The following is a 20,016-nucleotide window of genomic DNA, read 5'->3' as shown; positions in this document are numbered from 1 at the left end:
TGTATAAGAAAAAATAGCCCAAGAAAAGCTTGAGCTATTTTATCATAGTTTTTGATTATCGTTCGCATCTACGCGCTTAACCGTGGGATTTATGTCAGAGTAGTCATATCATAATTTGCTTCCAAACGCATGGCGCGCTGATAGCTATCAAGGCTTGCCAGTTGTAGCGCGTATTCTTTAATATGAGGATAATCCTCTAACGCCTCACGCTTGAGAAGCATAATCAAATCAAACGACAGCATAAAATCTGCACCGCTTAGCTTGTTACCCACGATAAAGGATTTGCCTGCCACCTCGTCATTTAGATAGCTCAGTAGCCTGTGTTTTTCTTGAGCGATATACCCTTTTAAAAATGCATTATCACCAGCACCTGCTTTATTGGTAAATAATTCAAGCAAAAGCGGCAGCATCAGCGAGCTTTCAGCAAAGTTAATCCACTGTAAGTAATGACCATAATCTGCGCTATCGATAGCAGGGCGAAGATTATCAGGTGCAAACCGCTCAATCAATAGCTCAGTAATCGCACCTGACTCTGCATAAAGCTCGCCATCCATCTCAATAACCGGAGACTTACCAAGAGGATGTACCGCTTTTAGGCTATCTGGTGCTAGATGCGTTTTGGCATCACGCTGGTGGCTAATAATTTCATAAGGTTGTCCCAATTCTTCTAGAAGCCATAACGTCCGTAATGAGCGTGATTGATTGAGGTGATGTAAGCGAATCATTTAGTTAGCCTTTTTGCAGTGGATTTGATGCTATTAAGCCTGTATTTTAGCCATTAAACGCTTGGCGGCTTCTTCTGACGATGCTGGATTTTGACCCGTGATCAGCAAACCATCTTCGACCACAAACGATTCCCAATCAGAGCTTTTTTCATAGTTGCCGCCATTGGCTTTTAGCACATCTTCTAATAAGAAAGGCACGACGTCAGTGAGCTGAACCGCTTCTTCTTCGGTATTACTAAAGCCTGTGACCATTTTGCCTTTGACCAGATACTCGCCATCGATTTTAACGTTTTTGAGCGCGGCAGGAGAATGGCAGACAAAAGCAACGGGCTTATCTTGTTTGATAAACGTCTCAATTAATTCAATCGAGTTTTTATCAACGGCTAAATCCCACATTGGACCATGACCACCAGGATAGAATACTGAATCAAAATCTTCCGCTTTCATATCAGCCAGTTTTTTGGTTGTTGCCAGATGCTCTTGGGCCTCAGAATCTTCTTTAAAGCGTTTGGTATCTTTGGTTTGCGCATCCGGCGTGTCACTACTTGGATCTAGTGGTGGTTGACCGCCCGCAGGAGAAGCAAGCGTAACATTGACACCGGCATCTAAAAAAGCGTAGTAAGGCGCGGCAAATTCTTCTAGCCAAAAACCAGTTTTCTTACCCGTATCGCCCAATTTATCGTGTGAAGTTAGTACCATTAAAATATTCATAATTGTCCCTGTTTATTGTTGAAAATTATTATTGAAGTTTATTATTAAAGCACTATCAGTACTGTGTTGCAGTCGGTATTGAGAACTAACGCTGTCAAAAACGAGTAACGTTAAAAACCGACTGCTGACAGTATTCATCTTTTGAAAATGACTTTCAGTAGCTGTCTTAACAAGTTATGTTGTTAACTGGTTATTTTCATGATTTTTATATGAGCTATCAGCTATTTAACGTCAGCCACTTTAATCACTGTCTTACCAAAATTCTTACCATCAAGCATGTCAAAGAAAGCTTGTGGCGCTTGTGCTAAACCATCGACTTGATGCTCTTTGGTTTTAACATTACCTGATTCAAGCCATTTGCTCATCGTAGCTAAAAATTCTGGAAAGTGATCACCGTATTCTTCAAAGATAATAAAGCCTTTGATGGTTAGACGTTTACTTAGAATATTACCCATCAGGACACCCAAACGGTCTTTACCGTCCGGCAATTCAGTGGCGTTATACTGTGATACCAAACCACATACTGGAATACGTGCGTGGGCATTTAATAGTGGCAATACGCCATCAAAGACTTTACCACCGACGTTTTCGTAATAAATGTCGATACCATCTGGGCAAGCGATTGCTAGTTGTTCAGCAAAGTCATCGGCTTTATGATCAAGACAAACATCAAAGCCTAATTCTTCAACTGCGTAAGCACACTTCTCAGCACCGCCAGCGACGCCAACAGTACGTAAGCCTAATTGATTACCAACTTGTCCAACAGTTGCGCCAACAGGACCCGTTGCCGCCGCGACGACTAAAGTTTCGCCTTTTTTTGGTTTACCAATATCGGTCAAACCCATGTAGCCTGTGAAGCCGGGCATACCAAGCACACCCAAGCCATAAGAAGGGTTTGCCATATTTTTATCGAGCTTTAGTACGCCTTCGCCATCGCTGACGCTATAGTCCTGCCAGCCCGAGTTCGATACTACCAAATCACCGACTGTAAATGTATCGATATTAGACTCGACGACTTGGGCAACCGTTCCGCCTAGCATGACATCGCCAATTTCTAATGGGTCAGCGTAGCTTGCGGCATCACTCATACGTCCGCGCATATAAGGGTCAAGCGATAAATATACGGTGCGTAATAGCATCTCGCTTTGATTGGGTTTTGGAATCTCGCCAGTAGCCAATTCAAAATTATCGGCAGTTGGTGCGCCATGTGGGCGGCTGGCAAGTTTGATTTGACGGTTTTGTTGTTGATTTTGTTGTTCGTTAAAGCTCATGATAAAGCGCCTTATTTTATTTATTTTTGATTTTAAAGTTACCTGCCACTCTGAAGTGACAGGCTATTGGTTTCTATAACGACAATATAACTATAGATAATTACTCAGAGAGTTAAGCGTTGCTAGTAATGGCACGCTCTAGAATACGACGTGATACTGCCAAGTCGTTTTTACCATGCTCACCCAATTTCACCATACCATGCACTTCTAATTGCTTGATAATAGGATCAATGGCAGCAGCATCTAACTCAACATCTGCTAAGCTGACCGGCAGTCCAAGCTCGCGGAAGAAGTTTTCAGTCTGTTTGATAGCCGCTTCAATGATGGCATCATCATTTAATTCAGTACCATTATCGTCAGCTTTGATGTTCCAAACGTTGCGTGCATATTGAAGCAATTTGTCTTTTTTGCTGTCTTTAAGCTCACGCATGACTGATGGCAATACGATGGTCAGCGTGCGAGCATGGTCAATCGCGTGCAATGAGGTCAACTCATGACCAATCATATGCGTCGTCCAATCTTGCGGTACACCAGTACCGATCAGACCATTTAGCGCCATAGTCGCTGTCCACATAATGTTTTTGCGGGTCTCTAAATTCTCTGGATCGGCTTTTACCGCTGCGCCTTCCTCAATCAGAATCTTTAATAAGCTCTCAGCAAAGGCATCTTGAACTTTCGCATTGACCGGATAGGTCAGGTACTGTTCCATCACATGAACAAAGGCATCAGCCACACCATTCATTACTTGGCGTTCAGGTAAAGTCATGGTTTTGGTTGGATCTAAAATTGAAAATTTAGGGAAGGCAAGTGCATTACCAAACGGCAGTTTTGCTTGGCGTTCACTATAGTTAATCACGCCGCCTGAATTCATCTCAGAGCCAGTTGCTGGAATGGTTAATACCGCGCCCAAATCAACTGCTGAATCGATATCTCTGCAATAACTGGTGAGTGCATCCCATGCTTTATCGTGCGATACCGTACCGTCTTCTTCAGTCAATGAAGATACCAGTGCGACAAACTTACTGCCGTCAAGCACAGAGCCACCACCAACTGCTAGTAGAAAGTCGATATCGTGCTCATTAACCATATCAGCCGCTTTTAATAGCGTCGTAAATTCTGGATTGGCTTCGATACCACCAAACTCGAATATTTCGCGATTGCCACTGGCAGCTAATGCCGTTTTAACTTCATCTAACGTACCTGTACGCTGTGCTGAACTGCCACCATAGGTAATCAGTACGCGGGCATCTGTCGGTACAAGCTCGGCCAACTTCTCGATTTGACCTTCACCAAAAACGATACGGACAGGATTGTAATATTGAAAGTTATTCATAAGATTCCTAATAGATTTATAAGTATGAAAAGAGGAGTTAATATTTAAAATAAAGTCTGCAACTGTTCGCATTATATATTAATTAGACCGGTCGTCTAGTAGATATTTATGAATAATTACAAAACTATCGTATAAGCGAAAATAGCATTTAATAATCTAAAGAAGGGTTCGTTTTAGTTATAGCTACTGTAATGAGTAGAGAATTAAGCAGATAGAACCCTATTATCTTCCCATTTCCGTCGTTGTCATCTGCCACACTTCTGCTAATGGTGTATCCGTTTGGCTAATCTTAGCTACTAAGCTAGCACCCAACCATGCAAAATACCACCGCTTCGCCATACTCTCAGCAGCCACATTATCGAGATGTGGGACAGAATTATCTGCCCAACCAGCTTTGATTTGGGTTGCTAACCAAGTAATGGTTTGCTGATAGCCTGCATGTAAAACTTTACGCATTGGCTCCGACATATCTGATACTTCAGCGCTAAGCTTTACTACCAAACATTTCTCATGAGCGCAGCCGCTTTGCTGCGTGTCATACCAGTTTTGGAAATAGTCATACAGTTTCTGCTGGGCGCTATCATCTTGTGAACCAATAGTATCAAGGCGCTGCTTATACTGGGTAAAGTAGTGGCTGATAATCGCCTCACCAAAGGCTTCTTTTGACGCAAAATAATGATAAAAAGAGCCTTTCGGCACGCCTGCCGTATCTAATATTTGCTTAATGCCAACTGCGGTAAAGCCTTTTTGTGCGATGAGCTTATAGCCCGTCGTTAACAGATGGTCTCTGGTGTTCGATAATGCAATATTAGATAGCGAACTGTCTGGTTGAGTATGTTTTATAGCATTGGGTATAGACATATGACTTATGTTCTCCTTAGAGAGACTAATTATTTAAGATAGTTCAACAAATTTATAAGTATTGATTGGCAAGTTACGTTTGTTCAACAAACAATAGGTTTAAAAGATTCTAATTTTTATAGCGTTTATGTTAGCATTAGACCAGTCGTCTAGCAAGTTACGTTTGTTATCGTATGCTGCTATTGCTTATTAAACGTGTTACGGAATCTGATAGACGGCCATGATACGTTATAGCCACACTCTAATAATATTATTAAATAAAAAATAGGAACAATTATGTCAACAGAAACTAAAAATACGCAGGTAAATGTTTATACGGATTTTCACTTGCAATATATATCAGGCGAATGGAAAAAGGGTGATGACGATAGTATCAATACCAATACCAATCCGTTTAACGGTGAAACTTTGGTTGAGATTCAACAAGCAACGGATAAACAACTTGATGAAGCTTATCAAGCGGCAAGCGAAGCGCAAAAACAGTGGGCAAAGCAAACTCCGAACGAACGTGCCGCTATCCTTTATAAAGTAGTTAGTATCTTTGATCAGCGTCAAGATGAGATTGTCGATTGGCTAATCAAAGAGTCGGGCAGTACACGTATTAAGGCGATGGTCGAGTTTAGCAGTGCGCGGGCGATTACCCTTGAAGCCGCAAGCTTTCCCAATCGCGTCCATGGTGAGATTCGCCCGTCGAACACACCGGGTAAAGAAAACTTTATCTATCGTGAACCGATGGGTGTGATTGCCGTGATTAGCCCATGGAACTTCCCACTACATCTAACCCAGCGCTCTATTGCGCCAGCATTAGCACTAGGGAATGCCGTAGTGTTAAAGCCTGCTAGTGATACACCGATTACCGGTGGGTTGCTGCTTGCGAAAATATTTGAAGAAGCCGGTTTGCCAAAAGGATTATTAAACGTTGTCGTTGGTAGCGGCAGTGAAATAGGCGATGCGATGGTCACCCATCATGTTCCGAGTTTGGTTTCCTTCACCGGTTCGACCTCTGTAGGTAAGCATATCGGTGAGTTGGCAAATGGCGGCGACTATATCAAGCAAGTGGCGTTAGAGCTTGGTGGTAATAGCCCGTTTGTCGTGCTAAAAGACGCTGATATTGAGCAAGCTGTAAAAGCTGCTACCTTTGGTAAATTCTTGCATCAAGGTCAGATATGTATTGCGATTAACCGTATCATTGTCGAAGATGAGATTTATGACGATTTCGTTACGCGTTTTGTGTCACACGTTAAGACCTTGAATGTTGGCGATCCTAGCAAAATTGATACGGCAGTTGGTCCGATTATTAATGAAAAACAAGTTGAATCGCTAAAAGAAAAAATCGCTAAAGCGCAAGATGAAGGCGCAAAAATGCTATTAAGTGGTGAGATAAAAGGTCAAGTTGTACCACCGCACGTCTTTAGCGACGTCACACGTGAGATGGACTTGTCTTGCAACGAAGTATTCGGTCCTTTGGTTGGTATTATTCGTGCCAAAGATGAAGACGATGCGCTGTCGATTGCTAATGACTCTATGTATGGCTTATCGAGTGCAGTGTTTACCCAGGATATGGCAACAGGCTTGCGTTTTGCTCGCGGTATCAAAGCTGGCATGACCCATATTAATGATATCTCAGTGAATGATGAAAGCAACGCGCCATTTGGCGGCGAGAAAAACTCGGGTATCGGACGCTTTAATGGTGAATGGATACTAGAAGAGTTTACTACCTTGCATTGGATTTCAGTGCAGCATACGCCGCGCGATTATCCTTTTTAAACGTTTTGTTTAGCTGCTTAATTTGACATGTTTTTTTAAACGTTTATTGTTAAAGCTCTAATTTGATGTGTTAATAAAAAAGACTGCCTATAGGGCAGTCTTTTTTGTGCAGTCATAAGAATCTTATTTTCTCATTTAGCATGAAAGCCTAATAACCCTTGTATTTCTTCGATAGTCATATGTCTGATAAGCGCTTGTTCCTCAACGGTTAGGCGATTCGTATGTTCTTTTAACATGCTATAAAGACTGCGTGCAATCTCAGATGTCGTGGCGTAATACATCTGCGGTTCTTCTTTGGTCAGTTTTATCAAAAATTTATCAATTAATTTGCGTTTGTGAGTAGCAGCGTTTTCTTCGATTTTTTCAGTCATGATATTCTCCTAGGGATAAATCATTTAAGCAGTCGGCTTACTTATAGTCAATGAGTGTATTGAAAGTGGTGAAGCGTCAAGTAGGGTTGAACCTATCTGTAAGCTGCCCTAGATTTTCTTACTTATCTAAGACAGCCCCTAAAATTATTATCTTACTTTATAATGAATGGCACGCTAAACCATATCAAAGGTAATATCCTATAATGACCACGACCATTTTTGCTACCCACCATTATAATTATCCGCAAAATTTTATCGAGATGAAACCCAAGATTGCGCGGCTTGAACAGGCAATTAAGAAGCTTGAAGCCAATCTGATAAATGCGGATGCTGAGGTATTAGCGCAAAGGCTTAGCAATCATTTAGGGTTGCAAGTAGATTATGCCAGTGAGCTTAATGCCAATCAGCTATTGGCCGCCACGACTATTGAGGGCAAGGTATTGGTGATCGCTGGCGCGGGTTCTGGCAAAACCAAGACTTTGACCTATAGAACCAGTTACTTGATAGAAAATGGCGTGTCGCCAAAAGAGATTTTACTATTAACCTTTACCCGTAAAGCAGCTAATGAAATCAAAGGTCGGGCTAGAGCTGTGCTAGTAAGCACACCATCTTTTGCCCAAAGGTTAAATGAGGATTTGGTAGAAGATAAATTGCCAAAGAATAAAGCGCTGAATGATATTACCAGTGGCACTTTTCACTCTTTTTGTAATATGCTCTTGCGTCAATACTCAGGTCTGCTTGGTATTAATCCAAGATTTACCATTCTAGATACAGGCGACAGTGAAGACGCTATCGATTTAATTTATAAGGAAAAAAAGTATCCGACCAAAATAACCAATCAGGCATTTCCGCGCAAAAAAACGTTGCAAAACATCTTTTCAACCTCTAGAAATCGCCGTATTCATATCCGCGATTTAATCGCAAACAGCTATCCTGATATTGCTGTACATATTCCTGTTATTGAGCAATTGGCCATTGACTTTCATGAGTACAAGCGTGCCAATCATTTATACGATTTTGATGACATCATTAGCCAAGTGGTGCGTCATTTAAAGCATAATGATACCTTTCGCCAACTGCTACAAAAGCAATATCGTTATGTCATGGTTGATGAATATCAAGACACCAATATTCCGCAAAAAGAGCTGATTGATCTCATCTGTGCGCCTACGTCAGTGTCGCTGATGGTCGTCGGTGATGACAACCAAAGTATTTATGCCTTTCGCGGCGCCAATTATGAAAATATCTTATTATTCGGAGAGGGTTACCCTGAAGCTAAGCTGATTAAACTTGAGCAAAATTATCGTAGTACGCCAGCAGTGCTTGATTATATCAATGCTCTGTCTGCTCAGATCACCTTGGGTTACCAAAAGCAGCTGTACTCTGGTGTTTCTATAGAAGGCGTAAAACCAATATTTCGCCGACTTAGCGATGAGAGCAAAGAAGCAAAGTATATTGCTGATAGAATTATCGAATTAAAATCAGACTATGATTATCAAGACTTTGCGGTATTGTGCCGAACGTCCTTTCAATCTAACTACGTTCAGCTAGAATTCATGGAGCGCAATATCCCGTTTATTGTCGTAGGCGGTATTCGTTTTATTGAACGGCGTCACATTAAAGACGTCTTAGCATTTGTTAAGATACTTTATAACCCGAATGATACCATTGCATGGCACCGTATTTTGACCTTGTTCAAAGGCGTAGGGTCGGTGACTGCCACGCGCTTAACCCAAGCGATTAATGCTGACAATAACTCTTTTGAGCCGTTATTAACAACAAAGTTTGCCAAAAAAAGCACCCAACTTGAGCCGCTGTATAAAATGCTAAGTCAAGCCAGCCAAGCAGAGTCGGTTGAAGCCATTATCGAGCTGATTCTGGATTTTTATATGCCCGTTTTAAAAATAAATGAAGACAATTGGCGTGAGCGTAGCGAAGACTTTCGTGTGCTTAAAAATCTAGCGTTAGAGCATGATAGCCTAGATAAATTTTTAGAAAATCTGGCACTTGATCCACCTAATGACTCGGTTGCCACCGCAGGTGAGCCTGAAAAAGGGGATGAGAATAGTGACAAAGTGACCATTTCGACCATTCATAGTGCCAAAGGACTTGAATGGCCAGTGGTATTTGTTAATTCATTGGTAGATGGTATGACGCCGCATTACCGTTCATTAAGCGATTTTGAGGAGTTAGAAGAGGAGCGTAAGCTGTTTTATGTTGCCTGTAGTCGTGCAAAAAGCAGGCTGTTTTTAACTGCGCCCGATTATTTTTCGAGCTATTCAGGCTATTTTGATAAAGTGTCACGGTTTATCGCTGAAGTGCCTGCCGATAAGATAACGGTGCTAACGGTAAAACAGCCTTTAGAAGAGAGTGATGATCCAGTTTGGTGGTGATAAAAAATGCTATAAATGTTGGAAAATAGCTTAAAAAATGACTTTTGTTTTTCATTAGGTTGTTACTATTCCTATCAAAAATACCTTGCATAAAAACATATAACCAAAAGTGTTTATTCGTAAAAATATTTAACAGATAAGGGTTTAAAAAATCTTTCAATGCGTTACTATGACCACCTTACCCGTTATATTCATCTATTTAACACTCTGTATCAAAGCCATAAAAAGGGATATGTTATGCGTCATGAAGTTATCGTTATCGGTGCAGGTATGGTTGGCACCTCGGTTGCTTGGCATCTACAAAAAAATAATGCTGAAGTTTTGCTTATAGACAAAAAGCTACCGGGCTCAGAGACTTCATACGGCAATGCTGGCTTGATTCAGCGTGAGGCGATTCATACGCATCCGTTTCCGCGCCAGCTGACTGAAATGATACGTGTATTGCCAAACCAAGGTACTGATATCCGCTATCGCATACCAGCTATTCTTCGTTATCATCAGGCGCTGTTGCAATACTGGAAATACTCTACACCTGCTTCAGTTAAAAAAATCGAAGGCGAGTGGCAAACACTGATTGAGCATTGCACAAGCGAACATCAAACCATGATTAGCGCCTCTGGTGCAGATGAGCTGATTACCCGCGATGGTTGGTTGCAATTACATCGCTCTGAAGACACTTTTAAAGAAGCCATTGCGCTAGCTATCGATGCTCGCAATCAAGGTGTTGAACATAATGTATTGACAGTTGAAGAATTAAGAGTCATGGAGCCTAGCGCCAATTTTGACGAGTTCGTCGGCGCAATTCATTGGTTGAATTCTTGGCAGGTCTCAAACCCAAGCTTTCTGGTTAAAGCCTATGCAAAAAACTTCCAAGAAATGGGCGGGACAATTAAAGAGACTGGCGTTCAAGAAATCTTACAAGAAGATGGCGGCTGGAAGATTGTCACCGATACCGAGACTTTCTATAGTGATAAATTAGTCATCGCAGCAGGACCTTGGTCTAATGATCTCATCAAGCCGCTTGGTTATGACTTGCCATTATTCCCGATGCGTGGCTATCATCAGCATTTTAAAGTCAACGAAAAGAACACCATCCATCATAGTATGTTTGATATGGATAAAGGTTTTGTCATGGGACCGATGCAGCAAGGTATCCGTATTACCACTGGTGCTGAGATGACGACCATGAATGCGCCAAAGAATTTTGGACAATTGAAAACTGTGCTTAAACTGGCGCGAAAAATATTGCCATTAGAAGATGCAGTTGAGAGTGAAGCATGGGCAGGCTCGCGTCCTTGTATGCCAGATATGAAGCCAGTTATCGGTCCTGCAAGTAACCATGAAAAATTATGGTTTGCCTTTGGTCACAGTCATCAAGGTTTCACCTTAGGACCGATGACCGGTCGTCTCGTTGAAGAGATGATTCATGAAAAACCGCTATTGGTCGATATCAAGCCATTTAGCGCCGAACGTTTTTCTCGCTAAGTAAGATTTCATAAAACTTGAGTCATTTATACATTTTAAAGCATTAAAAATTAAGGATAATAATCCATGCAAAAGCTCCATAGTAATCAACGTATGAGTAAAATTGTGGTTCATAACCAGACTGTTTATCTATGTGGTCAAGTAGGTAACGCTGAAGATGACATCAAAGCCCAAACATTGACTTGTTTAGAAAAGATACAAGCCTTGTTAGAAGAAGTGGGTAGCGATAAATCAAAGCTACTGTCAGTGACTGTCTGGATAAAAGATATGTCAGATTTTGCCGCCATGAATGAAGTATGGGATAAGTGGTTTGAAGGCGTACAGCCGCCAGCTCGTGCTTGTGGCGAGTCGGCATTGGCACGTCCTGAGCTATTGGTTGAGATGATTGCCATCGCTGCTGAGTAAATACCAGTATCTGCTGCTTAAAAATGAATAATGATGAGAGGGCGTGATATGACTATCACGCCCTTTTTGATGAGTAAAGTATGCAAATAGTCTATAATTAACCTCGTTGACAGTATTGACAGTTATCTGATGAGCAGCAAAAAAAGGTTATAAAAAAATGATTAATAATAAAATTTATCACTCAATTTATGTGTTGGCAGAAAAGCTATTAGAAGCAGACAGTGCCAATGATAAAGAGACATTTGATACGCTGTATTTACAGCTAAAAGACTTGTGCATTGAAAATGAGAAAGGCAATAAGGATCATCCTGAGCAGTGGGAGACATTGGCAGATTTTACGGAAGATTTGGATGAGGCATTAGTTATTTACCAAAAAGCCTTGGATAAAGCCGCAGCGATTCAATCAAAAGAGCATTTATCATCGATTGCCTTTTCAATGGCTGAATTACAGAGCGAGCTTGGACAGACAGAGGCAGCGATTCAAAGCTTACAGAGTGCTAAAATTACTGCCAGTAAGCTCGACGATAAAGCATTCAAAAGTGAGATAAATAAGATGCTTGCCAGATTATTAGCTGAGCAATCTTAGTTATTGCCATTTCTTATTTAAAAAACGCCTTTGTTATTTAAAAAGTGGCGCTGCCAACGCCAACAGAGACATTTTGCATTATAGAATAACTCTATTGTTCTTATCGTCCTGTCCATATGGCAGAACGCTTTTCGATAAAGGCGTCAATCCCTTCACTCACATCATCCGCCATCATATTGCAGCTCATCACCTCGCTGGCATACTCGTAAGCATCTGCCAATTCCATATCCAGTTGCTTATAAAACATGGTTTTGCCAGTTTTAAGAGCGACTGAAGATTTATTGGTAATAGCGTCTATCAGAGACTGTAGCATCTGGTCTAATTGCTCAGCGCTTGCCACACGATTGATCAGTCCCTGCTGTAGTGCGGTGTGGGCATCTATAAATTCACCAGTAATCAGCATCTCAAATGCTTGCTTGCGAGATAGGTTGCGACTGACTGCCACTGCAGGGGTGGAGCAAAATAACCCTACATTGATACCAGATGTGGCAAATTTGGCATTGTCTGAGGCAACAGCTAAATCACAGGCTGCGACCAGTTGACAACCAGCAGCGGTAGCGATGCCTTGTACTTTGGCAATGACAACTTGCGGCATTTGATTGATGGTAAGCATCATCTGACTACATTGATCAAATAAGGTACGCTGAAAAGCGACATCTGGATTGGCACGCATCTCTTTTAGATTATGTCCGGCACAAAATGCCTTGCCATTCGCGGCAATCACTAGCACTTGCACGCTTGAGTCTTTCGCAATACTGTCAAGCTCCGCTTGCATAGCTGTTAGCAGCTCAATCGATAATGTATTGAATTGTTTGGGACTGTTGAGTGTCAATGTCACCACGCTGCCTGAGTTTTCTTTGATAACCAGTGGCTCATCAATGTTTGTCGAGGGAGTTACTGGTTGAATGGGGTTAAATTGGGTCATTTATCGTCCTTGATAATGGGTATTTAAACTTAGTGTAAAAGCGCAAAAGCTAATTAAATAATAACCCAAATAGTAGCATGCTTAATTAGTTAAGCAATATCTCTGTGATACTTAATATAGCCCATATAAAAATAGCGCCCTTATCATATAAGAGCGCTATTTTTATGTTTCAAAGCAATAATTCTTCAAAAAACATACTACTAATGACTCTTAATAAGCGCCTTCACTATAAATCAGCTCATAGCTATGGCTATATATCTCAACGATATTACCAAATGGATCTTCCATATAAATCATGCGATAGGGCTTTTCGCCAGGGTAGTAATAACGAGGTTTCTCCATCCGCTTTTTACCCCCTGCGGCAACCATACGTTCGGCAAGCTCTTCAACATTAGGATCTTGAACACAGAAATGGAAGATGCCTGTTTTCCAGTATTCAAAGTTATTGTCAGGGTCTTCTTGATTTTTGAATTCAAAAATCTCCACACCAATACGGTCGCCAGTCGATAAATGAGCAATACGAAAACTGCCCCAACCTGCACCAAAGACTTCTGTACACATCTTACCAATAGCACTGTCATCTTCAGTGATTTCGGTCGGCTCCATGATGGTATACCAACCCATCACCTCAGTATAAAATTTGACAGCGGCATCGAGGTCAGGTACTGAAAGACCAATATGTGAAAAGCTTCTTGGATAAATATTGTTCATGGTTTGTACTCCTTTTTGATATGGGAGTAGTTTACAAAGTTAAGTCTATTACGTAAAATTATCGTTTATTATAAAGATAAGTATGTATTGTAATGATTAATACCACATGGCTACGTACCTTTTGCACCTTGGTGGAAGTCGGACATTTTACTCAAACGGCTGAGCGTCTATATATGACGCAGTCAGGGGTTAGTCAGCATATACGTAAGCTTGAGAATCAGTTGGATGTTGACTTGCTTATTCGTCAAGGTAAGCAGTTTTCATTAACAGATGCAGGTGAGCAGCTTTATCGAGAGGCAGAAGACATCTTGCAGCGATTATCACGCTTAGAGCAGCGTATCGGTGACGATCCGTACAATGAGGGAATGGTGCGAATCATATCGCCTGGCAGCGTCGGTTTAAAGCTCTATCCGCAGTTGTTAACATTACAAGAGCAGCATCCACAGCTGGTGATTGATTACCGTTTTGCCCCCAATACAGATATAGAGCAGGCGCTTTCCAAGCATGAGATTGATATAGGTTTTATGACAACTATCTCGAATGATGAGACGGTCAGCTGCAAGCCGGTGGCTCAAGAAGCGCTACAACTGGTGACACCAGTCACAATGATGGAGCCTAGCTGGGAAGCACTTACCGAGCTTGGATTTATTGATTATCCTGATGGCGCACATCATACCAGTTTGCTGTTGAGCGCCAATTATCCTGAATTTGGACACATCAATGACTTTATTAAAAAAGGCTTTTCTAATCAGATAGGTATGATTTTAGAGCCGGTAAGTAGGGGGCTTGGATTTACCGTATTACCAGCGCACGCAGTTGCCGCGTATCCAAACCCGCAGCTGCTTAAATGTCATCAGCTGCCAGTCTCAGTTAGTGAAACCTTGTACTTTGCTGTACGCCGCCAGCAGGTACTGCCAAATAGGATGCAAACCGTCCTCAATGAGGTGAAAAAATGGCTATAACAGCGTCTAATAGAGTATCTTAAGTAGCCGTATAAAGCCTACTTGATACTTTGACCTAGTTTTATTGCCGCAGCAATATTGGTGGCAGTGATTTCAACATTATGATAAGCATTTTCAAAGATATTCTCGATGGACTCTAGCTTTTGGATACTGGGCATGATGATATCAAATTGACTGGTCTGAGCCGATTCTAGTCCATCAACACTGCCACAAATCGCAATCACTGGCGTATGGCGGGCTTTGGCAATGTGGCTAATGCCGCCAGCTACTTTACCCATGGCAGACTGAGCGTCAAGCTTGCCTTCACCAGTAATGACCAAATCTGCATCGGCAATGTGCTGTGATAAGTTGGTAACTTTTACCACTGTATCAAAACCTGACTTCAACTCAGCTTGGCAAAAGCTCATTAACGCATAGCCAAGACCACCTGCTGCGCCAGCACCCGCTATCTCTTGATAATTCTGATAGCCATGTTGCTTACATACACTTGCAAAATGATTCAATGCTTGGTCCAAATCATTGACTTGCTGTAGGCTAGCGCCTTTTTGAGGACCAAATATTGCACTGGCACCCAATTCGCCACATAAAGGGTTGGTGACATCACAGGCTACTTCAAACACTGTCTGTAACACGCTAGTATGGAAGCTTGTCGCATCTAATCGTTGCAAGTTGGCAAGCGCGCCGCCGCCTTGGGCTAGCATATTGTCATCACTATCATGAAACCTCATGCCAAGTGCGGTTAGCATACCAAGTCCTGCATCATTGGTGGCACTACCACCAAGACCGATAATAATACGTTTGACACCTTCCCTTAAAGCATCTGCAATCAGCTCGCCAACGCCATAGCTGCTGGCGATGACTGGATTGCGCTCTGCCACAGTCAAGAGATGTAAACCACAAGCTTGAGCAACTTCGATGACCGCAGTTGCATCAGGCAGTAATAAGTATTTTGCGCTAATCGGTCGCATTAAAGGGTCATGGACGCGCACTTCTTTCCAGCGGCCACCTAGCACGTAAGACAATACTGCAGAAGTCCCTTCGCCGCCGTCTGCCATGGGTAGCAGTTTATAGTCAGCATCTGGAAACACTTGGCTGAAGCCAGATTGAATGGCGCGGCAAACATCCAGTGCTTCTAAGCTTTCTTTAAACGAATCAGGGGCGATCAAAATTTTCATGACTTTCTCTTTAAGTTTTTCTTTAAATCTCATTTTTAATAACTTAATTTTTGATAATTTAACTTGTAGTCATTTATTTAAGACGTTAGATAAATACCAAGGTTAATAACCAAATAAAGATGATACTGGTCACGCCCTGAATACCAGTCGCCATAGAATGGGCTTTATAAGCCTGTGCCACACTCATACGACTAAACTGGCTGACAATCCAAAAAAAGCTGTCATTAGCGTGTGAGATAGTCATTGCGCCTGCACCAATTGCCATCACGCAAAATACGCGACCAAGCTCACTATCAAGACCTATTTGACCCAATAGTGGTGCAACCATCGCAGAGGTGGTCACCAAGGCAACAGTAGTTGAGCCTTGTGCTGTTTTTAGTGCAGCAGAGACGATAAACGGCATAAAAATACCAAGCCCCAAGGCAGATAAAGTCGTTCCTAAATAATCGCCAATTGGTGTGACCTTTAGCATAGCGCCAAACGCGCCGCCAGCACCAGTGATTAAGAGAATAGGCGCTGCGACCACCAGACCTTGAGAAATACTATCGCTGATTTGCTGTGTTTTTTGTTCAGTATTGATCAGTAAAAATGATAGAAATAAACCAATCAGTAGGGCAGTCAGTGGATTGCCTATAAATACTAAGATATCGGTTATGGTGCTTGTACCAAATGGCGTACTAGGTAAGTTAGCAACAGACGACAAGCAAATCAAGACGATAGGCACGATGATAGGTAAAAATGCCATGGCTGCCGACGGTAGCTTACTATAGTCGTCGCGAGTTTTCATGTTTTCTGGCACAGTCGCAGCTGGCGCGTCGAGTGCATCAATATTGTCAGGAGTGGCATTCAGGAAGCGATTGGACCATAACCAACCGGCAAGTACTGCAACAGTTGTCACAACGACCCCGACCATAATGACCAAGCCCAAATTTGACTCAAGCCCCAAGTTTCCTGCTGCTGCAATTGGACCGGGTGTCGGTGGTACAAAGGTATGAGTGGCATATAAGCCAGTTGCTAAGGCAATACTCATCGCCACGCTTGATACTTTTAAGCGCTCAGCCAAAGACTCTTTTAACGAGTTTAAAATAATATAGCCTGAATCGCAAAACACTGGTACAGATACTACAGCACCTACAATAGACATCGTCAAAGTAGGGAAGCGTGGTCCCAAGACTTTAATGACCGTTTCTGCCATCACAATGGCGGCACCTGTTTTTTCAAGGATTAAGCCGATAATGGTACCAAATACAATCACCAGACCGATATACCCTAAGATACCGCCAAAGCCATCAGAGATAGTTTTGGCGACCGTATTAAGCGGTACTTGGTAAAACAGTGCGACCAAGAAGGCAGATAATATCAATACTAAAAAAGGATGCCACTTGAGTTTTGCGGTGGCAAAAATAATAAAAAGAATGGTCAGCACCAGCCAAAATACGATCATCACTGTCTCTATATAGTTGTTAATGTCTTATGAAAAATTATGAGGCTTATGCAGCGTGCACTTCATAAAGCATCAATAGTCATATGAATTTTTAAAGGGGCATATTCTATAGTAAATCTACGTTGCTAGGAAATCTATTCGGCTCATATTTGATTTTATTCATGGTAAAGCTTAGATACTCTGCTAGTATGTGGGTTTTGTTTGACATGTACCAGATTTAGGATACTTCCTTTGAACATATTTAATGCCCCGATAATTCCCAATATCGAAAATAATGCGCTACGCCAGCAGCTAGAGCAAATCATTGACCAGAAGACCAAACCAATTGGCGCACTTGGACGTTTAGAGACGCTCGCTCTGCAGTTAGGTATGATTCAAGGCACAATTATGCCAAAGATTGAGCAACCTCAAATTCGAGTATTTGCCGCCGATCATGGTTTAACCAAGCATGGCACGTCTGCGTATCCTAGTGCAGTCACTGCACAGATGGTTTATAACTTTTTGCAAGGCGGCGCTGCCATCAATGTCTTAGCACGTCAGCATGATATTGAGCTAAAAGTAGTCGATGCTGGGGTAGACGCGGATTTTGGCAATTCTCCTTTTAAAGACCATCCGCAACTGCTAGATTATAAAATTCGACATGGTAGCCGCGATGCGCTGACAGAACCTGCGATGACACAAGTAGAATGCTTGGCCGCATTAGAGAGCGGTATGAGCGTGGTTAAGGACATGGTAGGCAATCTATTGATTGTTGGTGAAATGGGCATCGGTAATACGTCAGCGGCAAGTCTATTGCTGGCGAGACTTGGCGACTTGAGCATTGCCGACTGTATCGGTCGCGGTACAGGACTCGATGATGCAGGCTTGCAGCATAAGGCAAATATCTTAACGCAAGTATTAGAGCGTCACCGTGAAGTACAAGCGCCGCTCGATGTGCTTGCTGCATTAGGTGGGCTTGAGATTGCTATGATGGCGGGGGCGCTTATTCAGGCCAGCAGTGAGCGTCGTATTTTATTAATTGATGGCTTTATCGCCAGTAGTGCTTTGCTTGTCGCCGAGCGCTTAGCACCGGGTGTTGCTCAATATGCTATCTTTGCTCATCACTCAGTTGAACCAGGGCATGCGCATTTATTAAAACTGCTGAATGCTAAGCCATTACTTGATATGGGTATGCGCTTAGGCGAGGGCAGTGGTGCGGCATTAGCGTATCCATTATTGCAATCCGCTTGCGCGATTATCAATGAGATGGCAAGTTTTAGTGATGCTGGTATCAGTGAGCAAAGCAAGTGATGCCAAGCTCATCCTCCAAGCTGTCTGTATTGCAGCGCCTTCGTTATGAAGCCCGATTGATATTGGTTGCTGTTCAGTTTTTAACCCGTATATCCGTCCCGTCTTTTAGCCATTATGATCCGCAGTGGCTGCACCAAAGCAGCCGTTATTTTCCAGCGGTAGGCTTACTGATAGGTTTGCTTTGTGCTAGCGTGTTTTGGCTTAGCAATCTCTTATTCATACCGCTAGTTGCGGCAGTGATAAGTACGGCTTTTGGTATCAAGTTAACAGGTGCTTTTCATGAAGATGGACTTGCCGATAGTTGCGATGGGCTAGGTGGCGGACTCACTCGCGAGCGCACTTTAGAGATTATGAAAGACTCACGCCTAGGCACGTATGGCGTATTAGGTTTGGTCTCAGCGCTATTGCTTAAAATCAGCTTACTTACTGCGATGCCAATACCCGTTGCTATCGTTGCACTCATTATTGGGCATACTGCGTCACGTTTATTTTGTATTAGCTTACTGACGCTATTGCCTTATGGCGGAGAGATTGAACATGCCAAAGCAAAACCGATGGCACAGCAGCTGACACCATTACAAGCTATATATAGCAGTGGTTGGCTAATGTTGGCTATCACTTTGGTCGCACTGGTTTTCCCTAATACCATGCAACAGATTGGTATTTGGCAATGGTTATTGGCATTATTGCTAGGCATAGGCGCGACAGATTATATGCGGCGCTTATTACGTAGACGTTTAGATGGTTATACGGGTGATGGCTTAGGAGCCACGCAGCAGCTTAGCGAAATTGCTATTTACATTGGACTGGCCGCTTCATTGCCCTTAATTTAAGCCAAAGCGTTAAAAATGATGCTAAGAAAGGATACTCGCACTCATGATTATGTATATTTGGCGTCATCCAAAACCAGTTACGGCTGGTGGTCTCTGTATTGGGCAGACAGATGTAGAGGTCGATAAACGTAAACTAAAACGCCTTGCCAATAAAATACAGCGCTTTGTACGTCTACAACAATTACCAAAAGTGATTTGGGTTAGCCCCTTACAGCGTTCACTAAAGGTCGGGGAAATATTGGCACAGCGCGGTTTTGAGTGTCGAGTCGCACCTGAATTGGCTGAGATTCATTTCGGTGATTGGGATGGTCAGTCTTGGAAACAGATTGAGAAACAACAAATTGATGAATGGTGCAATAATTTTGCCCACTTTGCGCCTGATCATGGTGAAAATTTGCAACAGCTGTTTAATCGAGCGGAGAGCTGGTTGGATAAAATTGCAGTTGAGCAAAAAGATCATCCAGTATTAGCCATCGGTCATGCTGGTTGGATCAATGCCGCTAAGATGATCGCGACTGGTCAAGAGGTACCAAACCTTGCAATTAACTGGCCACACTCTGTAGGATATTTATCCTGTAGTCGTATTGATATTTAACCAAAAAAAATGGTCATTATAATGACCGTTTTTAATATTTAATTATGGGGCTGTCCTAGATAAGTAAAATAATCTAGGATAGCCATATGAGAAAGAGTAGATTAAGTTGGTACAAACAAACTAAGCTTATCGAACTATTTGTTGCCGGTTCTACCGCAAGAACAGCAGCAAGC

General features: G+C 42.3%; 19 protein-coding genes and 1 pseudogene. 10 read left to right on the top strand and 10 right to left on the bottom strand.

Going from position 1 to position 20,016, the window contains the following annotated elements:
• Positions 1 to 89 precede the first annotated feature (89 nt).
• From FQ082_RS06795 to FQ082_RS06775, 5 genes are all read right to left on the bottom strand, one after another.
• Complete coding sequence (locus tag FQ082_RS06795) at positions 90 to 725, bottom strand: glutathione S-transferase family protein (protein ID WP_011513349.1); 636 nt, start codon at positions 723 to 725, stop codon at positions 90 to 92.
• A 33-nt stretch (positions 726 to 758) separates the two neighbouring features.
• Entirely contained in the window at positions 759 to 1,436 is a 678-nt protein-coding gene (locus tag FQ082_RS06790) for a type 1 glutamine amidotransferase domain-containing protein (RefSeq protein WP_149492532.1), read from the bottom strand.
• Positions 1,437 to 1,657: 221 nt separating this feature from the next.
• Positions 1,658 to 2,707 carry an NADP-dependent oxidoreductase gene (locus FQ082_RS06785; protein ID WP_149492531.1) on the bottom strand — a complete coding sequence of 350 codons (1,050 nt, stop codon included), beginning with the start codon at positions 2,705 to 2,707 and terminating at the stop codon, positions 1,658 to 1,660.
• Positions 2,708 to 2,819: 112 nt separating this feature from the next.
• The gene (locus FQ082_RS06780; RefSeq protein WP_149408608.1) at positions 2,820 to 4,040 is read right to left on the bottom strand and encodes an iron-containing alcohol dehydrogenase; all 1,221 of its coding nucleotides are present in this window, start codon (positions 4,038 to 4,040) and stop codon (positions 2,820 to 2,822) included.
• A gap of 222 nt (positions 4,041 to 4,262) precedes the next feature.
• Positions 4,263 to 4,901, bottom strand: a complete 639-nt coding sequence (locus tag FQ082_RS06775; RefSeq protein WP_149408607.1) for a TetR/AcrR family transcriptional regulator — start codon at positions 4,899 to 4,901, stop codon at positions 4,263 to 4,265.
• A 276-nt stretch (positions 4,902 to 5,177) separates the two neighbouring features.
• Between FQ082_RS06775 and FQ082_RS06770 the strand changes: the two genes are divergently transcribed.
• Entirely contained in the window at positions 5,178 to 6,668 is a 1,491-nt protein-coding gene (locus FQ082_RS06770; protein WP_149492530.1) for an aldehyde dehydrogenase family protein, read from the top strand.
• A 131-nt stretch (positions 6,669 to 6,799) separates the two neighbouring features.
• Here FQ082_RS06770 and FQ082_RS06765 read toward each other — a convergent pair whose 3' ends face one another.
• A complete protein-coding gene (locus FQ082_RS06765) occupies positions 6,800 to 7,039 on the bottom strand; it encodes a hypothetical protein (protein WP_020443232.1) in 240 nt (79 codons plus the stop codon).
• A 203-nt stretch (positions 7,040 to 7,242) separates the two neighbouring features.
• On the opposite strand from FQ082_RS06765, the gene FQ082_RS06760 reads away from it, so the two are divergent.
• The 4 genes from FQ082_RS06760 to FQ082_RS06745 all read left to right on the top strand — a co-directional run bounded on the left by FQ082_RS06760 (position 7,243) and on the right by FQ082_RS06745 (position 11,908).
• Positions 7,243 to 9,432, top strand: a complete 2,190-nt coding sequence (locus tag FQ082_RS06760; protein ID WP_149492529.1) for an ATP-dependent helicase — start codon at positions 7,243 to 7,245, stop codon at positions 9,430 to 9,432.
• Between the two features lie 237 nt (positions 9,433 to 9,669).
• Positions 9,670 to 10,917, top strand: coding sequence for an NAD(P)/FAD-dependent oxidoreductase (locus tag FQ082_RS06755; RefSeq protein ID WP_149492528.1), 1,248 nt, complete (start codon positions 9,670 to 9,672; stop codon positions 10,915 to 10,917).
• Between the two features lie 66 nt (positions 10,918 to 10,983).
• A complete protein-coding gene (locus tag FQ082_RS06750; protein WP_133104122.1) occupies positions 10,984 to 11,322 on the top strand; it encodes a RidA family protein in 339 nt (112 codons plus the stop codon).
• A gap of 157 nt (positions 11,323 to 11,479) precedes the next feature.
• Complete coding sequence (locus tag FQ082_RS06745) at positions 11,480 to 11,908, top strand: tetratricopeptide repeat protein (RefSeq protein ID WP_149492527.1); 429 nt, start codon at positions 11,480 to 11,482, stop codon at positions 11,906 to 11,908.
• Positions 11,909 to 12,008: 100 nt separating this feature from the next.
• Here the strand turns inward: FQ082_RS06745 and FQ082_RS06740 are convergent, their stop codons facing one another.
• Both FQ082_RS06740 and FQ082_RS06735 read right to left on the bottom strand, forming a co-directional pair.
• The gene (locus tag FQ082_RS06740; RefSeq protein WP_149492526.1) at positions 12,009 to 12,833 is read right to left on the bottom strand and encodes an enoyl-CoA hydratase; all 825 of its coding nucleotides are present in this window, start codon (positions 12,831 to 12,833) and stop codon (positions 12,009 to 12,011) included.
• 210 nt (positions 12,834 to 13,043) lie between these two features.
• Complete coding sequence (locus tag FQ082_RS06735; protein WP_149492525.1) at positions 13,044 to 13,544, bottom strand: lactoylglutathione lyase family protein; 501 nt, start codon at positions 13,542 to 13,544, stop codon at positions 13,044 to 13,046.
• A gap of 92 nt (positions 13,545 to 13,636) precedes the next feature.
• Here FQ082_RS06735 and FQ082_RS06730 point away from each other — a divergent pair, with 92 nt between their 5' ends.
• A complete protein-coding gene (locus FQ082_RS06730; protein WP_149492524.1) occupies positions 13,637 to 14,506 on the top strand; it encodes a LysR family transcriptional regulator in 870 nt (289 codons plus the stop codon).
• A 38-nt stretch (positions 14,507 to 14,544) separates the two neighbouring features.
• On the opposite strand, the gene FQ082_RS06725 is transcribed toward FQ082_RS06730, so the two are convergent.
• Together FQ082_RS06725 and FQ082_RS06720 are read right to left on the bottom strand one after the other, a co-directional pair.
• Positions 14,545 to 15,681, bottom strand: a complete 1,137-nt coding sequence (locus tag FQ082_RS06725) for a glycerate kinase (RefSeq protein ID WP_149492523.1) — start codon at positions 15,679 to 15,681, stop codon at positions 14,545 to 14,547.
• An 85-nt stretch (positions 15,682 to 15,766) separates the two neighbouring features.
• Positions 15,767 to 17,125, bottom strand: a complete 1,359-nt coding sequence (locus tag FQ082_RS06720) for a GntP family permease (protein WP_149492522.1) — start codon at positions 17,123 to 17,125, stop codon at positions 15,767 to 15,769.
• A gap of 231 nt (positions 17,126 to 17,356) precedes the next feature.
• Here FQ082_RS06720 and cobT point away from each other — a divergent pair, with 231 nt between their 5' ends.
• The 4 genes and pseudogenes from cobT to FQ082_RS06700 form a co-directional block, all read left to right on the top strand.
• Complete coding sequence (gene cobT / locus FQ082_RS06715) at positions 17,357 to 18,415, top strand: nicotinate-nucleotide--dimethylbenzimidazole phosphoribosyltransferase (protein ID WP_149492521.1); 1,059 nt, start codon at positions 17,357 to 17,359, stop codon at positions 18,413 to 18,415.
• Complete coding sequence (locus FQ082_RS06710; protein ID WP_149492520.1) at positions 18,415 to 19,248, top strand: adenosylcobinamide-GDP ribazoletransferase; 834 nt, start codon at positions 18,415 to 18,417, stop codon at positions 19,246 to 19,248. Before cobT ends, FQ082_RS06710 begins: the two co-directional genes overlap by 1 nt.
• 43 nt (positions 19,249 to 19,291) lie before the next feature.
• Positions 19,292 to 19,843, top strand: a complete 552-nt coding sequence (locus FQ082_RS06705) for a histidine phosphatase family protein (RefSeq protein WP_149492519.1) — start codon at positions 19,292 to 19,294, stop codon at positions 19,841 to 19,843.
• 86 nt (positions 19,844 to 19,929) lie between these two features.
• Positions 19,930 to 20,016, top strand: a pseudogene (locus FQ082_RS06700) (IS1595 family transposase); the annotation flags it as partial.

This window comes from Psychrobacter sp. ANT_H56B (genome assembly GCF_008369245.1).
GTDB classification, from domain to species: domain Bacteria; phylum Pseudomonadota; class Gammaproteobacteria; order Pseudomonadales; family Moraxellaceae; genus Psychrobacter; species Psychrobacter cryohalolentis.
The sequence above is the reverse complement of the archived record's forward strand: the minus strand, read 5'-3'. Positions and strand labels throughout refer to the sequence as shown.

Excerpts from the sequence above, each read along its gene's own strand:
- FQ082_RS06755 (WP_149492528.1), top strand. The coding sequence starts at position 9,670 with ATGCGTCATGAAGTTATCGTTATCGGTGCAGGTATGGTTGGCACCTCG.
- FQ082_RS06795 (WP_011513349.1), bottom strand. The coding sequence starts at position 725 with ATGATTCGCTTACATCACCTCAATCAATCACGCTCATTACGGACGTTA.
- FQ082_RS06725 (WP_149492523.1), bottom strand. The coding sequence starts at position 15,681 with ATGAAAATTTTGATCGCCCCTGATTCGTTTAAAGAAAGCTTAGAAGCA.
- FQ082_RS06775 (WP_149408607.1), bottom strand. The coding sequence starts at position 4,901 with ATGTCTATACCCAATGCTATAAAACATACTCAACCAGACAGTTCGCTA.
- FQ082_RS06730 (WP_149492524.1), top strand. The coding sequence starts at position 13,637 with ATGATTAATACCACATGGCTACGTACCTTTTGCACCTTGGTGGAAGTC.
- FQ082_RS06740 (WP_149492526.1), bottom strand. The coding sequence starts at position 12,833 with ATGACCCAATTTAACCCCATTCAACCAGTAACTCCCTCGACAAACATT.
- FQ082_RS06735 (WP_149492525.1), bottom strand. The coding sequence starts at position 13,544 with ATGAACAATATTTATCCAAGAAGCTTTTCACATATTGGTCTTTCAGTA.
- FQ082_RS06745 (WP_149492527.1), top strand. The coding sequence starts at position 11,480 with ATGATTAATAATAAAATTTATCACTCAATTTATGTGTTGGCAGAAAAG.
- FQ082_RS06705 (WP_149492519.1), top strand. The coding sequence starts at position 19,292 with ATGATTATGTATATTTGGCGTCATCCAAAACCAGTTACGGCTGGTGGT.
- FQ082_RS06780 (WP_149408608.1), bottom strand. The coding sequence starts at position 4,040 with ATGAATAACTTTCAATATTACAATCCTGTCCGTATCGTTTTTGGTGAA.
- FQ082_RS06790 (WP_149492532.1), bottom strand. The coding sequence starts at position 1,436 with ATGAATATTTTAATGGTACTAACTTCACACGATAAATTGGGCGATACG.
- FQ082_RS06770 (WP_149492530.1), top strand. The coding sequence starts at position 5,178 with ATGTCAACAGAAACTAAAAATACGCAGGTAAATGTTTATACGGATTTT.
- FQ082_RS06750 (WP_133104122.1), top strand. The coding sequence starts at position 10,984 with ATGCAAAAGCTCCATAGTAATCAACGTATGAGTAAAATTGTGGTTCAT.
- FQ082_RS06710 (WP_149492520.1), top strand. The coding sequence starts at position 18,415 with ATGCCAAGCTCATCCTCCAAGCTGTCTGTATTGCAGCGCCTTCGTTAT.
- FQ082_RS06785 (WP_149492531.1), bottom strand. The coding sequence starts at position 2,707 with ATGAGCTTTAACGAACAACAAAATCAACAACAAAACCGTCAAATCAAA.
- FQ082_RS06720 (WP_149492522.1), bottom strand. The coding sequence starts at position 17,125 with ATGATCGTATTTTGGCTGGTGCTGACCATTCTTTTTATTATTTTTGCC.
- FQ082_RS06765 (WP_020443232.1), bottom strand. The coding sequence starts at position 7,039 with ATGACTGAAAAAATCGAAGAAAACGCTGCTACTCACAAACGCAAATTA.
- FQ082_RS06760 (WP_149492529.1), top strand. The coding sequence starts at position 7,243 with ATGACCACGACCATTTTTGCTACCCACCATTATAATTATCCGCAAAAT.